Source organism: Pseudomonas syringae pv. cilantro (genome assembly GCF_001293775.1).
GTDB lineage: Bacteria > Pseudomonadota > Gammaproteobacteria > Pseudomonadales > Pseudomonadaceae > Aquipseudomonas > Aquipseudomonas syringae_P.
The window spans coordinates 127729-142115 of the sequence record NZ_LGLN01000013.1; the positions used below are offsets into that span (position 1 = coordinate 127729).

Here is a 14387-nt window from a genome sequence, read left to right on the forward strand (position 1 = left end):
GGTTCTGTGGGAGCGAAGTTAGCCCATCAATGAATAATCCAGCTCAACAACCAGAGGCCCAGCGCCAGCCAGATGATCCCGAGAATGATTGACGCACGCATGAACGCGCGGACGGCAGAGTACAGCAGCATCAGGCCGATGATCAGTGCGACGATGCTGATCAGCGAGGTGTCCATGCCGAGCGTGCGCGACAGGCCGTCGACAAAATTTCCCCCGGCATGGGTAAACCCGTTGAACAACCACGCCAGACCGTCGACGAAGAAACGAATCACCGCGCCGATGGCCTGCCCGAGCCATTCAAAAAAGCCTTCTACCTGCATATGTACGTCCTGATTGGGGTCGTGAGAAAATGATCTGTCCGCTTTGGCTATCGCCAGGGGCGCCAGGTTCCGTGGATCATAAAGGCTCTTTGCGTTGAAACCTGAATTTCTTCTGCGCCTCATGCAAAAAATCAAATGGCTGGCAGGCGGTATTTTGCTGCTGATCGCCCTGCTCTGGCTGGCTGATCGCATTTGGCCATTGCCACTGCCCAAGGACGATCTGGCCCGTGTCGTGCTGGCAGAAGACGGCACGCCGCTCTGGCGTTTTGCCGACGCCAATGGCGTGTGGCGCTACCCGGTTACGCACGCTCAGGTATCGCCGTACTACCTCGAAGCGCTGCTGACCTACGAAGATCGCTGGTTCTACAGCCATCCGGGCGTAAACCCGCTGGCGCTGGTGCGCGCCAGTTGGCAGAACCTCAGCGGGACCCGCGTGGTGTCCGGCGGCAGCACGCTGTCGATGCAGGTTGCGCGGCTGCTTGACCCGCATTCGCGCACCCTGTCCGGCAAGTTTCGCCAGGTGTGGCGCACGTTGCAGCTTGAGTGGCATCTGTCGAAGGCGCAAATCCTTGACCTGTACCTCAATCGCGCGCCGTTTGGCGGCACGCTGCAAGGGGTGGCCGCCGCCAGTTGGGCCTATCTTGGCAAATCCCCGCAAAATCTGACCCGCGCTGAAGCCGCGTTGCTGGCCGTATTGCCGCAGGCGCCGAGCCGTTTGCGGCCTGACCGTCATCCGCAGCGTGCGCAACTGGCCCGCGACAAGGTGCTCAAGCGGCTGGCCGAGTTCAAGGTGTGGCCGCAGGGCAGCGTCGACGAAGCACTGGAAGAACCCTTGTGGCTGGCACCGCGTCAGGAACCGAGCCTTGCGCCACTGCTGGCCCGACGCCTGAATCGGCCGAACAGCCCGCCACTGATCCGCACCACATTGGATGCGTCGCTGCAACGGCGTATGGAAGACCTGTTGATGGGCTGGCGGGCGCGACTGCCGGAGCGTACCTCGGCCGCGATTCTGGTGGTTGAAGCAGAAACCATGGCGGTGCGCGCCTATGTGGGCTCGGTGGATATCAGCGATGCCAAACGTTTTGGCCATGTGGACATGGTCACCGCGCTGCGTTCTCCAGGCTCGACGCTCAAGCCGTTCCTCTATGGCATGGCGATGGACGCCGGGCTGATTCACTCCGAATCGCTGATGCAGGACGTGCCGCGTCGCTATGGCGATTATCGGCCGGGCAACTTTTCGACCGGTTTCGGCGGGCCGGTCGCCGCCAGCTCCGCGCTGTCGATGTCCCTCAACCTGCCTGCCGTGCAGCTGCTTGAGGTCTACGGCCCGAAACGCTTTGCCGCCGAACTGCGCAATGGCGGCGTGCCGCTGACCCTGCCGCCATTGGCCGAGCCGAATCTGGCGCTGATTCTGGGGGGCGCGGGCAGTCGGCTGGAAGATCTGGTGACCGGCTACAGCGCCTTTGCCCGAGGAGGACGAAGCGCCGATGTGCGACTGCAACCACAGGACCGGCTGCGCGAGCGGCGGATGATGTCGCCGGGAGCAGCGTGGATTATCCGGCGTATTCTCAGCGGTCAGTCGCGGCCGGACATCGATCCGCGTGCAGAGCTGGTGCAGCGCCCGCAACTGGCCTGGAAGACCGGCACCAGCTATGGCTTTCGCGATGCATGGGCAATTGGCGTCGGGCCGCGTTTTCTGGTCGGCGTGTGGATCGGCAGGCCGGACGGTACGCCGGTGCCAGGGCAGTTCGGGCTGGCCTCGGCTGCGCCGCTGATGCTGCAGGTGCATGATGTGCTGGTCAATCGCGACAGCCAGCGCGGCATTGTTGCGCCGGTTCAGGCGGTGCCGCCGAATGTCGGGGTGGCGGCGATCTGCTGGCCGCTGGGTCAGCCGATGAGCAAGAGCGACCCGAACTGCCGTCGCCAGCGCTTCGCCTGGACGCTGGACGACACCACGCCGCCGACCCTGCAAGCCGCCGATCAACCGCTCGGGCTGGGTTTACAGGAACGTATCTGGATCAATGCCAAGGGCTTGCGGGTCGGCAGCCGTTGCCCGGATGCCCAATCGCAGGAGATCGCCCTCTGGCCCGCGCCGCTGGAACCCTGGCTGCCCAAGGCGGAACGCCGCGAGACACGCCTGCCGCCCGCCGACCCGGACTGCCCGCCACAAAACCTGAACCTCGCACCGCCACTGAGCATCGTCGGCGTGCGCGAAGGCGACAACCTGCGCCTGCCCGCCTCCAGCCGCCAGGCGCTGCGCCTGAAACTCACGGCGCTGGGCGGCAGCGGACGACGCTGGTGGTTCATTGATGGCGCACCACTGGCCGACACCGACACCCAGCAAGACTTCACCCCGACCCTGAACAAGCCAGGTCGCTATCAATTGAGCGTTTTGGACGAAAGCGGCCAGACGGCGAGGGTTGAATTCAGTGTGGTGGAGTGATTGGGCTAGCGCGGCGGCATGTTTCACTGCCGGTTCCCGGCAGATCGCGGACAAGCGAAGCGTTGTCCGGTCCGGTCCCACAGAAACAGAAAGATGGCCAGCCGTCACTGAACCTGAAAGATCTTCGGCTCGGGGAACAGGTTGTTGAGGGTTTCCAGCAGGCGGACGTGGTAGATGGGTTTGCGGAACAGGTCGAGCACGTGCAGACGCAGCAGGTCGCTGACGTCGTCCATGTCGGCATGGCCAGAGGTCACGATGACGGGCAGGTGCTGGCGGGAGGTGTGGTCGCGCAGGTGACGAATCAGCTGGATGCCGCTCTCCTCCGGCATTCGCAGATCGGTGATCACCAACGCAATGTCCGGGTGGATCGTCAGCTGATGCAGGGCCATCTTGACGGAGGACGCCGTGAAGCAGCAGAACCCCTCGCCTTCGAGCAGTTCCGCCAGCTCCTCGTTTGCGTCCTCTTCGTCGTCAACCAGAAGCAATTGTTGGCGGGAGGGATGGACAGCCATAAGGTTATCTCGATAAATATCTCGGAAGCACGATCATAAACTACCCCGCGGCAGGTGTGGTGGTTGCGGTCGTACCTAAAGCACCCTGAATTTTCGTAAAGATTGTAGCCACACTTGAGCTTATTGTCGGCACAAACGCAACGATTGCGACAGCAACCATCGCAGCGATCAACGCATACTCGATACCCGACGCCGCCTCGCGGTCCTTCAGAAAACAACTGACCCGGGTATAGGCACCCACATAGATCTTGGTAAGGAACATCTCATTTCTCCTTGCGCCTTCAAGGCGCGACATGCAAGACACATGCGAAACCGTCTGCACCCTCAGCATTGTCCCCAAACCCCAAACCCACAATCGCAAAAAAGCATTAACCGGAAAGTTATAGTCCCGGCGAAGCCCCTGAAACAGACACTTCCAGCGCAACCCCATCGATCAAAAACCCTTTCAGACCAAAGCACTATGGCGCTTTTGCAACAATGAGCTAACGTCACACAAAAGCCTGTATGCCGTTCACCGTTGCTTATTAAAAAGTTGACGCACCGGTTCGAGATTGTCCTGCGATGACAAAGGGAAAGTTGCCATGAGCAGTCGTATCACCATGGTGCTCGCTGTACTGTTTTTGCTGGGCGCGTTGATCGCCGGGTACTTGGGAATCGTGGTCGGCAGGCCGGCTGAAGAGCCTGCTGCCGTTCCTGCGCCGGCACCCACAGTCACCGCAGAGCCAACCTCCCAGCTTGCTCCGACACCACCTGTCGAGGACGCGTTGCGCCACAATGTCGTGGTGGTCGCTCGGGACGTCCCTGCCTACACACCTATCACCACGGAAGATCTGGTGATAGAGCGCCTCAAAGTCGCGCCACCCGGAAGCTTTGACGCCATCGATAAACTGGTGGGTCGCAGCAGCTGGCGGACGCTGAGCGCCGGAACCTGGCTCAGCGAGAGCAACTTCGAGGCAGGCGGCACGCTGGCGCGAATGATCCGTCCGCATGAGCGCGCCCTGGCGTTGCAAGTGGATGAAGTGATCGGCGCGTCCGGGCAACTCAGCCCCGGCGACTACGTCGACGTGCTGCTTTATCTGGCGGAAGACACCGCCAACCCCGTGCGCTCCACCCAAGTGGTGGTGCCTGCCCTGCGCGTGCTCAGCGTCGGCGAATTGCTCGGCCCGGATCGCAATGGCAAGCCGGTGCAGAACGTAACCGCTGACGAACGCCGCCAGCAGGAACAGCGCCGCAGCAGCGCGCGGACCGTCTCGGTGGCCGTGCCTGAGGCGTTGCTGGGGCGCCTGATGCTGGCCTCGCAAACCGGCGTTTTACGCCTGGCCGTGCGCAGCGCCGACGAAGGCAATCTGCAGAATTACTGGGTCGGCGACGGCAGCCGTCGCGACGTCGCCGAGCGGCTGGATTCAGCCAGTCGTCAACTGGTCAGCTTTCGCCAACTGAGCCTGAGCCCGGCCAGCGCCTCGACTCCCGGTGCACCCTCACGCACACCGCGACCTGTCGAGGTCATACGCGGTAACCAGATCACGCAACAAACTCCCTGACAGAGCAAGGATTGCATTTGATGAGCTGCTGTTTCGTGCCAGTTAAAAAAAGCAGATGGCTGGTCGCCCTGGTGACCGCCCTGTCCGTGGACTCAGTCTGGGCCGCGTCGGGCAGTTGCAGCGCGCTCGCTGCGATGCCAGCGGCGGTGGAAATCGATCAGGGGATACAACAGAACATCAGCTCACCGGTGGCCATCACGCGTATCGCCGTAGGAGACCCGAAAGTTGCCGATGTGCACGTCAGCGGCAATGATGGCTTTCTGCTGACCGGCGTCGCCCAAGGCACCACCAGCCTGATGGTCTGGACCGCCTGTTCCAGCGCGCCGCGCCAGAGCATGGTGTTCGTCCGTGGGCGGGCGACTGCGTCGATGGTCGAGACGGCATCCGCGCCGTCCGGCGACGCACCGTTGCCCAGTCAAGTGCAGACCGACATCCGCTTCGTCGAGGTCAGCCGCAGCAAACTCAAGGAAGCCAGCACGTCGATCTTCGGTAAAGGCTCGAACAACTTTCTGTTCGGCGCACCCGGCACGGTGCCCGGCGTCAACGTCACACCCGGCACCGTGAGCGCAACCCGGCCGAGCATTCCGTTGAACAACAGCAATTTCAATATCGTCTGGGGCGGCGGCAGCAGCAAGGTGCTGGGCATGCTTAACGCCATGGAAAATAGCGGCTACGCCTACACACTGGCGCGTCCCAGCCTGGTCGCGCTCAACGGCCAGAGCGCGAGCTTTCTGGCTGGCGGCGAGTTCCCGGTGCCCGTGCCCAATGGTGAAGGCAACGGCATTTCCATCGAGTACAAGGAATTCGGCGTGCGTCTGACCCTGACGCCGACAGTGGTAGGACGCGACCGGATTCTGCTCAAGGTCGCGCCGGAGGTCAGCGAGCTGGACTTCTCTGCCGGTATCACCATCGCTGGAACCACCGTGCCCGCGCTCAATATCCGCCGCACCGACACCAGCATCGCGCTGGCCGACGGGGAAAGCTTCGTGGTCAGCGGGCTGATCAGTTCCAGCAACAGTGGCTCGGTGGACAAGTTTCCCGGGCTGGGCGACATCCCGATTCTCGGCGCTTTTTTTCGCAGCTCGCAGATCCAGCGTGACGAGCGTGAACTGCTGATGATCGTCACCCCGCATCTGGTGCAGCCATTGGCCGCCAACGCCCAACTGCCCTCGCTGCCGGGCGAAGGCCTGCGCAATTACGACCCTAGTTTCCCGCGCCTGTATTTCCTGGAAAGCGGCGATTTCGACCGTCGCAGCGGGTTATCCCAATGAGCCAGGCGCTGAGCCAGACGTTTCTGGCAATCACCCGCAACAACACCGACCTGGAGTGGCTGCAAAGCGCGCTGGGTTCGCTCGGTCAGGTGGTCAGCGCTGGCACCGGCAGCCTCGACGACTTGCTGGCACTGGTCGACGTAACCTTTGCCAGCGTGGTGTTCGTCGGCCTGGACCGCGAGCACCTGATGACTCAGAGCGCGCTGATCGAAAGCGCGCTGGAAGCCAAGCCGATGCTGGCCATCGTGGCGCTGGGCGACGGCATGGACAACCAGTTGGTGCTCAACGCCATGCGCGCCGGGGCGCGGGACTTCGTCGCCTATGGCTCGCGCTCCAGCGAGGTCGCCGGGCTGGTCCGGCGCCTGAGCAAGCGCCTGCCCGCCGTGACACCAAACCCGAACATGAGCGGCCTGTCAGTGCTGTATGGCGCGCAGAGCGATGATGACGGCGCGCTGATCGCGACGCATCTGGCGATGGTGGTGCACAAGACCGGGCAACGCACGTTGCTGCTGGACATGGGCGTGCCGCGCGGCGACAGCCTGTCGTTGCTCGGTCTGGAGTCCACGTTCAGCTTCGGCGATGCCTTGCGCCACTTGCGCAGGCTGGACGCGACGCTGATCGACAGTGCCTTCACCACCAGCGAAAGCGGCCTGCGCATTCTGGCCTACGCCGAAGCCGACGATCATCTGGAGCAGTCCAGCGCCGCCGAGCTGTACATGCTGCTGAGCGCGCTGCGTCAGCACTTCCAGCACGTTATCGTCAACCTCGTGGGCCAGCCGGACAACGAAGCACTGCGCTCACTGGTCAGCCATTGCGATCAACTGCTGTGGTACACCGATCAGAGCGTCCTGGGCTGCCGCCGCAACCTGACAGTACTCAATAACTGGCGCGAGAAAGGCATGAGAATGCAGCACGCCAGCCTGCTCGTGGACCGCTACCTGCGCTCGGTCGCGCCCAATTCGGAAACCCTGGGCAAGACCTTCGGCCTGCCGGTGCTTGCGGTGCTGCCGCTCGCCGCGGAACTGCGCCTCAACGCCAAGAATCAGGGCATCACGCTGTTCGAACTGGCGTCGCGCGACGCCTTGTGCACCGGCGTGCGGCGTCTGGGCGAACACCTCGCGCGTCATTCAGAGACTCAGGAAAAATCCGACAAAGGCTGGCTCGCACGACTGTGGGGGAATAAATAGTGGCGGAAAAACTGTTTGGTGTGTCTTCTCGCTCTTCCGGTCAGGCCGATGACGGGCAAGGCCTGAAACTGGTACTGCACCGCTACATCATCGACGGTATCGAAGAGAGCGGCAAAAACCTGCTCGAAGGATCACGACCGGCGCTGGCGCAATTTGTCATCGACAAGGTTGCCGAGTACGTCGCACGCCTGCGGCTGGCCATTTCCCGTTACGAAATGGAGCGTCTGGCGGAAGAACTGGTCGACGAGCTGACCGGTTTCGGCCCGCTGGAAGTGCTGTTGCGCGACGCTTCGGTCACGGAAATTCTGGTCAACGGGCCGAGCAAAGTATTCGTCGAGCGCGATGGCGTGCTGCATCACACCGACCTGCGTTTCATGGACTCGCACCATGTCGAGCGCGTAATGCAGCGCATTCTTGCCCCTATGGGCCGGCGGCTGGACGAGTCATCGCCCATGGTCGACGCACGCCTGCCCGACGGCAGCCGGGTCAACGCCATCATTCCGCCCATCGCGCTGGACGGCCCTTGCCTGTCGATCCGCAAGTTTCGCAAGGACATGCTCAAAAGCGCCGATCTGGTGGCGATGCAGACCATCGACCAACCGATCTTCGAATTCTTTCAGGAAGCGGTCGGCAAGCGCTGCAACATTCTGGTCAGCGGCGGCACCGGGACCGGCAAGACCACCATGCTCAACGTCCTGAGCCAGTTGATCGACAGCAACCAGCGGCTGGTGACCATCGAAGACGTGGCCGAGCTGCAACTCAGCCACCCGCACGTGGTGCGTCTGGAAACCCGCCCGCCGAACACCGAAGGGCATGGCGAAGTGCGCGCCAGCGACCTGATCCGCAACTCGCTGCGGATGCGCCCGGACCGCATCATTCTCGGCGAGATTCGTGGCGTCGAAGTGCTGGACGTGCTGACGGCGATGAACACCGGCCATGACGGCTCGATGAGCACCGTCCACGCCAACAACGCGCAGGACGCGCTGTTGCGTCTGGAGACACTGGTCGGCCTGACCGGACGCCTGATCCCCGAGAAAACCCTGCGGCAAATGGTTTGCGCGGCACTGGACGTGATCATCCAGCTCGCCCGCCTGCCGGATGGTCGACGCTGCGTCAGCGAGGTGGTGGAAGTGGTCGGGGTGCGCGACGACATTTATGTCACCAACACGCTGTTTCGTCTGGACCGGCGCACCGGAGTCGGTTTCATGCGTGAAGCGACGCACGCGGCCGGTGACAAACTGCGGCCGGGCTACTGATTTGGCCAGGGGGGCAGCATGACGGCATCGCTGATACTGGGCCTGATTTCCGTGCTGCAATTGATGGCGTCCATCCGCCTGTTCTATCTGGCCCTCAATCAGGAGGCCAGCGAGCGGGTCAGGCAGCGCCTGACCGCCGGGCAGGTCGCGCCGGTCGTCGAGAAACCCGGCTGGGCCAGGCTCGACCGCGCGTTTATCCGCGCCGGACTGGGCCATCCGACCGAACGCGTGGGGCTGGCGCTGACGCTGTATGCGCTGGTGGTCCTGATCGGTTACGGACTGGGCGGCGGCATCGGCGCAGTCTGCGCGCTACTTGGCGTGCCTTTGATGCTGCGCCTGTTCGTTTCGTGGCGCTATCGCGTGCGCGTGCGGCGCATGATCGAGCAACTGCCGCAATTGCTCGACCACAGTGTGCGCAGTCTCAAATCAGGCAGAACCCTGGCCGACGCGGTGCTGTACGGCATCGCCGCCGCAGACCAGCCGCTCAAGGACGGCATGAGCCGCATCGAGCGCAACGTGCAACTGGGTGTCAGCCTGCCGGACGCCGCCCGGGATTTTGCCGAGCTGTACGAAAGCGACGAGTTTCACCTGTTTGCCCTGGGCCTGCGGGTTAACCATCGCTATGGTGGCAACGCCAGCGAACTGATGGAGAACCTGATCAGGCTGATTCGCGAGCGTGAGCAGGCCGGTCGTCAACTGCGCGCCATGACCGGCGAAACGCGCATGACCGCGCTGGTACTGGGGCTGCTGCCGGTGGGAATGGCCGGTTATTTCATGGTCGTGAACCCCGACTATTTGCTGCACATGTGGAACGACGGCAGCGGGCGAATCATGCTGAGCATGGCGTTTGGCCTGCAACTGCTGGGCTGTCTGATGTTGTGGCGCATGCTGAGGAGCATTTGAAATGGATCTGCTGTTCAGCGCCTTGATGCTCACCGCGGCAGCATTTCTTCTGCTGTCCGGCATCGCTCGCAGACGTCGCGACGAGCGTCTGGTCGAGCAACGCCTGAGAGGCATCGTGCTGCGCGAGAGTCGATTCGGCAGCCTGCTGCGACTGCTGGGTGACACGCGAATCGGCCAGCGCAGCATCAGCCTTGATTCGGAAACCCAGACGCTGCTCAACCGCATCGGCTGGCGCCGCGCCAGCAAACGTTCGCTGTTCGCCGCCTGCCAGATCGGCGTGCCTGTCGGTTTGATGTGTGTAGTCGCGCTGGTCCAGCTGCTGTTTTTCAAGAATATCGAGCAGCCATTGATCGCGCCGGTATTTGCGCTGGGCGTCGGTTATCTGCTGCCCAAGAGAGTGCTGGCGATAGCCGCCAAACGTCGCCAGAAACAGGTGGTGATCGAAATTTCCACGTTCATTCCGCTGCTGCGCATCCTCTTCGAATCCGGCATGGCGGTCGAACAGGCATTGCGCGTGCTGAGCAGCGAGGGCAAAGAGCTGCTGCCGGTGTTGTCCGATGAAATCCGCGTGGTCCTGACGCGCGTCGATTCCGGGCTGGAGCTGGGTGAAGAACTGCGCAAAACCGCTGCCCTGCTGGCGGTCGACGAGTTGAGCGATACCTGCGTGATCCTCAATCAACTGATCCATCAGGGCGGCGGAGCCCTGAAATCGCTGCTGACGCTCAAACAACTGATCGACGACCGGCGCCTGACCCGCTTGCAGGAATACATCTCCAAGCTGTCAGCCAAGATGTCGATGGTAATGATGGCGTTTCTGTTTCCGGCCCTGCTGATCGTTCTGGCCGGTCCCGGATTCATCGCCATCAGTCGCGCTCTGGGCGGCTGATAGCGTGCGTCGTCGCTGCGTCGCCCACACAAGGAGGAAAAAGGTTTGATGAAAACAGCCATTGCGATGCTTTGCATCCTCACGCTGAGCGGGTGTGCCAGCGACGGGCGGGCACTGTGGACGCAAACGTCTTCGCTACACGTCAGCGAATGCCCCAAGCTGACCTCCGATCAGGAGTTCGCCCTGAATCTCGCGCAGAACATGGCCGATGAAGGCCGCCTGCATGCCAGCCTGGCCAATCTCGAAGGGTTGCCGGACAGCCTTGGCGAAGTGCGTCTGCGCAAGGCCCGGGTGTTGCGCCTGCTGGGCAGCAATGAAGCCGAACCGCTGTATCGCAGCCTGCTGGGCACGTGTCGCGCCGCGCAGGGTGAACATGGCCTGGGCCAGTTGGCCGCGGCGCGAGGCGACAATGCGCTGGCTCAGCAACATTTGCTCAGGGCCAGCAAACTGCAACCGACCGACGAAAAAATCCGCAACGATCTGGGTGTGGTGTACCTCAATCAGCTGCAACTGGAGCAGGCACGCTTTCAATTCCTGACGGCCATGGAACTCAAACAGTCCGACTCACTGGCGGCGATGAATCTGGCCACGCTGCTGATTTATCAGAACAAGTGGACACAGGCTGCCGAGCTGGCATCCCGGGCGGGCCTGACGCCAGAGCAGATCACCGATGCCCGGGCACGTGCCGAACAACTCAGGAAAACCCCTGCCACTGGGTCGCCACCCGCCAGCCCCGGCGCACGCCTGGCCGGACAACAAACTCGCCCGACACCCGAGGTACAGCCATGAAACGCATCATGCTGGCGGGCATCACCTCACTGGTGATTGCAGTAAACAGCTGGGCCGACAACGGTGAATCGTCGCGCTCCGCACCAACCCAGGCCGAGACCTGGCTGCAGCTACAGGCCAGCGGCAAGGCGGCGTCGCCAACGCCGCAGGTCAACACGTCTACGGAACGCGACCTGAGCCTGCAACGCTGGCTTGAGACCTACAAATACAACATCCCGGAATTCTATGAGCAGGACGCGGGCGGCAGTTTTTCCTCGGATGGCAAATAGCCTACCCGGAAGCTCTGAAACTGCCCCTTACAAACGTCAGCTCAGCAGGCCGGGAAGCACTCCGTTATCATGCGCGGACTTTCGAGATTCGAGATTGCCATGCGCCGTTTGCTTTGCCTGATATTACTGATCCTGGCCCTGCCCGTTTCCGCAGCGGGCCTGCTGGACAGCCGCCCCGCCTCGACGCTGGGCGGCACCTCGCTGGATAACAGCAAGGATTTCCTGCCCGTTCGTCAGGCGTTTCAGTTGAGCCTGATCGACACCACGCCAGAGTCGATCAAGCTGCGCCTGGTCGCCACCGAAGGCTATTACCTGTATCGCCATCGTTTCCAGTTCCGCACCGAGCCCGCAGACATCGGCCTGGGCGAAGCGCAATTGCCCAAGGGCGAACAGAAGCATGACGAGTACTTCGGCGACGTCGAGGTCTATCACGGCATTCTCGACATCGACTTGCCACGCAAGCCCGGAGAGCAGCGCCCCTTCACTCTGGTTGTCACCTATCAAGGCTGCGCCGACAAAGGCCTGTGCTATCCGCCCGAGACCGAGCGCCTGACCATCGGTGACGTGGCGGCCAGCCCGACCGCCAACCTATCCGCACCGGCCACCGCCGCCACCTGGAGCTGGAAAGAGCTGGCATTGTTTTTTCTCGCCGGTGTGGGCCTGACCTTTACGCCATGTGTATTGCCGATGCTGCCGATTCTGTCCGGCGTGGTCCTGCGCGGACAGGTCGGCGGCTTGCGCGGCCTGAGCCTGTCCCTCGCTTATGTACTGCCGATGGCGGCCTGTTTTGCGCTGCTGGGCGCGCTGATGGGCGTGTTCGGTGCAGGCTTGAATCTCCAGGCACGATTGCAATCGGCCTGGGTTCTGGTGCCGTTCTCGGCGTTCTTCGTGATTTTCGCCATCGCCATGTTCGGCGCGTTCGAACTGCGTCTGCCGCAAGCGATCAGCTCGCGTCTGGACCGTATAGCCGGCAAAACCGAAGGCGGCTCACTGTGGGGCGCCGCGGTGCTGGGCGTGGTCTCCAGCCTGCTGGTCTCGCCTTGCGTTTCCGCTCCGCTGGCGGGCGCGCTGCTGTACATCAGCGTCAGCGGCGACGCCGTCGGTGGCGGGTTGAAACTGTTTGCTCTGGGCCTGGGTATGGGCGCGCCGTTGCTGTTGATCGCCACGGGCGGCGCCACCTGGCTGCCGAAAAGCGGGCCATGGCTGGTCATCGTGAAGAATGCCATTGGCGTGCTGCTGCTGGCATTGGCCATCGGCCTGCTCAGCCGCGTGCTGCCGGGGCAGATCACCCTGTTGCTGGTCGGCCTGCTGTCGGCTGGCGTCGCGCTGTTTCTCGGCGCACTGGAGTTCACCGAAAAAACCACCCGGCAAAAACTCGCCCAACTGCTCGGGCTGGCGCTGTTGGTCTACGCGCTGACCTGCTGGTACGGCGCGCTGTCCGGGCAAACCGACCCCATGCGCCCACTGGGCCGCGAGTACGCCACAGCAAACAACGGGACAGCAGCGTCCACGGCTTCTGCGCAATGGCAGACGATCACCACCTCGGCCGAGCTGGACCGTGTGCTGCAAGAAGCCCGCAACGCCGGCAAGCCCTTGCTGCTCGACTGGTATGCCGACTGGTGCATCAGCTGCAAGGTCATCGAACACGAAGTCCTGCCTGATCCGGGTGTCGTTGCCGGGCTGGCAGGCTACAGCCTGATCCGTTTCGACATGACGCAAAGCAACGCAGAACAACGCGCTTTGCTCGACCGCTACAAACTGTTCGGCCCGCCCGCGATGCTTTTTTTCGCGAAAAACGGCGAAGAACTGCAAAACGTACGCGTTGTCGGCGAAATAGACGTAACAGGCATGATCGAGCGTCTGAATAGAGCAAATGACCAAAATTAAACGGTGAGTCACAAACTTTGCGCGAATATCGCTCATCGTGCTGGCTACTGTAGTTAACTGGACAGTCCATTGCCCTTCCGGCATAGTCGCCGGGCGTAAACCGCTCGCAGACAACAAAAGGAACACGCAATGGCGACTATCCTGGTCCTTCACGGGCCCAACCTGAACTTGCTCGGGACTCGGGAACCCGGGGTCTACGGCACCATTACCCTGCCGCAGATCAATCAGGATCTTGAGCAGCGCGCACGCGATGCCGGTCACCATCTGATGTACCTGCAAAGCAACGCCGAATATGAATTGATCGACCGGATTCACGCTGCTCGCGACGAGGGCGTGGATTTTATTTTGATTAATCCGGCTGCTTTTACGCATACAAGCGTCGCAATACGTGACGCGCTGATGGGAGTGAGCATCCCATTCATCGAAGTGCACTTGTCGAACGTGCACAAACGCGAACCTTTCCGTCATCACTCCTACTTTTCAGACGTCGCGGTAGGAGTGATCTGCGGCCTGGGCGCCAGCGGATACCGGCTGGCTCTGGAAGCCGCTCTGGAACAACTGGCCGCCAATGCCAGGCCGTGACGCGTTCAGCCTTGAAGCTGACCACGCGGCCTGAAGCAGCCGGCAATATGCCCTTACAGAACCTTGGGAGTTGATTAATGGATATTCGCAAAGTCAAGAAACTGATCGAATTGCTGGAAGAGTCCGGCATTGACGAGCTGGAAATTCGTGAAGGCGAAGAGTCTGTACGGATCAGCCGCCACAGCAAGACCCCGGCACAGCCTTACTACGCTCCTGCTCCAGTTGCTGCTCCTGTAGCAGCCCCGGTACCTGCCGCCGCTCCGGCTGCGCCAGAAGCGCCATCGGCTCCCAAGCTGAACGGTTTTGTGGTCAAGTCGCCAATGGTCGGTACGTTCTACCGCACCCCGGCGCCTACTTCGCCAGCATTCGTCGAAGTCGGCCAGACCGTCAAGAAAGGCGACACCATCTGCATCGTCGAAGCGATGAAAATGATGAACCACATCACGGCAGAAGCCAGCGGTGTGATCGAATCCATCCTGGTAGAAAACGGTCAGCCGGTTGAGTTTGACCAGCCGCTGTTCACTATCGTTTGAACCGGGGA

At 62.1% G+C, this 14387-nt stretch carries 15 protein-coding genes; 12 read left to right on the forward strand and 3 right to left on the reverse strand.

What is annotated here, in order from left to right:
• Nucleotides 1–26 precede the first annotated feature (26 nt).
• Nucleotides 27–320 (reverse strand): hypothetical protein, encoded by a 294-nt coding sequence (locus tag ABJ99_RS01985; protein WP_002555356.1) that lies wholly within the window; start codon nt 318–320, stop codon nt 27–29.
• 94 nt (nt 321–414) lie between these two features.
• Between ABJ99_RS01985 and pbpC the strand changes: the two genes are divergently transcribed.
• A complete protein-coding gene (gene pbpC, locus ABJ99_RS01990; RefSeq protein WP_054084398.1) occupies nt 415–2763 on the forward strand; it encodes a peptidoglycan glycosyltransferase PbpC in 2349 nt (782 codons plus the stop codon).
• Between the two features lie 104 nt (nt 2764–2867).
• On the opposite strand, the gene ABJ99_RS01995 is transcribed toward pbpC, so the two are convergent.
• A complete protein-coding gene (locus ABJ99_RS01995; protein ID WP_054084399.1) occupies nt 2868–3275 on the reverse strand; it encodes a response regulator in 408 nt (135 codons plus the stop codon).
• A gap of 40 nt (nt 3276–3315) precedes the next feature.
• Entirely contained in the window at nt 3316–3537 is a 222-nt protein-coding gene (locus ABJ99_RS02000; protein ID WP_054084400.1) for a Flp family type IVb pilin, read from the reverse strand.
• A 319-nt stretch (nt 3538–3856) separates the two neighbouring features.
• On the opposite strand from ABJ99_RS02000, the gene cpaB reads away from it, so the two are divergent.
• From cpaB to accB, 11 genes are all read left to right on the forward strand, one after another.
• Nucleotides 3857–4816 (forward strand): Flp pilus assembly protein CpaB, encoded by a 960-nt coding sequence (gene cpaB, locus ABJ99_RS02005; RefSeq protein ID WP_054084401.1) that lies wholly within the window; start codon nt 3857–3859, stop codon nt 4814–4816.
• Nucleotides 4817–4836: 20 nt separating this feature from the next.
• Nucleotides 4837–6087 carry a type II and III secretion system protein family protein gene (locus ABJ99_RS02010; protein ID WP_054084402.1) on the forward strand — a complete coding sequence of 417 codons (1251 nt, stop codon included), beginning with the start codon at nt 4837–4839 and terminating at the stop codon, nt 6085–6087.
• A complete protein-coding gene (locus ABJ99_RS02015) occupies nt 6084–7274 on the forward strand; it encodes an AAA family ATPase (RefSeq protein ID WP_054084403.1) in 1191 nt (396 codons plus the stop codon). The genes ABJ99_RS02010 and ABJ99_RS02015 overlap by 4 nt, the downstream gene beginning before the upstream one ends.
• Nucleotides 7274–8530, forward strand: coding sequence for a CpaF family protein (locus ABJ99_RS02020; RefSeq protein WP_054084404.1), 1257 nt, complete (start codon nt 7274–7276; stop codon nt 8528–8530). The genes ABJ99_RS02015 and ABJ99_RS02020 overlap by 1 nt, the downstream gene beginning before the upstream one ends.
• An 18-nt stretch (nt 8531–8548) precedes the next feature.
• Nucleotides 8549–9433, forward strand: a complete 885-nt coding sequence (locus tag ABJ99_RS02025) for a type II secretion system F family protein (protein WP_054084405.1) — start codon at nt 8549–8551, stop codon at nt 9431–9433.
• A 1-nt stretch (nt 9434) separates the two neighbouring features.
• On the forward strand, nt 9435–10319 hold the full coding sequence (locus ABJ99_RS02030; protein ID WP_054084406.1) for a type II secretion system F family protein: 885 nt from the start codon (nt 9435–9437) through the stop codon (nt 10317–10319).
• A gap of 48 nt (nt 10320–10367) precedes the next feature.
• Nucleotides 10368–11108 carry a tetratricopeptide repeat protein gene (locus ABJ99_RS02035; RefSeq protein ID WP_054084407.1) on the forward strand — a complete coding sequence of 247 codons (741 nt, stop codon included), beginning with the start codon at nt 10368–10370 and terminating at the stop codon, nt 11106–11108.
• On the forward strand, nt 11105–11377 hold the full coding sequence (locus ABJ99_RS02040; protein ID WP_054084408.1) for a DUF3613 domain-containing protein: 273 nt from the start codon (nt 11105–11107) through the stop codon (nt 11375–11377). The genes ABJ99_RS02035 and ABJ99_RS02040 overlap by 4 nt, the downstream gene beginning before the upstream one ends.
• A 99-nt stretch (nt 11378–11476) precedes the next feature.
• Nucleotides 11477–13264 carry a protein-disulfide reductase DsbD gene (locus ABJ99_RS02045; RefSeq protein ID WP_259469628.1) on the forward strand — a complete coding sequence of 596 codons (1788 nt, stop codon included), beginning with the start codon at nt 11477–11479 and terminating at the stop codon, nt 13262–13264.
• Nucleotides 13265–13393: 129 nt separating this feature from the next.
• Complete coding sequence (aroQ, locus tag ABJ99_RS02050) at nt 13394–13846, forward strand: type II 3-dehydroquinate dehydratase (protein ID WP_007250928.1); 453 nt, start codon at nt 13394–13396, stop codon at nt 13844–13846.
• Between the two features lie 77 nt (nt 13847–13923).
• Nucleotides 13924–14379, forward strand: a complete 456-nt coding sequence (accB, locus tag ABJ99_RS02055) for an acetyl-CoA carboxylase biotin carboxyl carrier protein (protein WP_054084410.1) — start codon at nt 13924–13926, stop codon at nt 14377–14379.
• Nucleotides 14380–14387 lie beyond the last annotated feature (8 nt).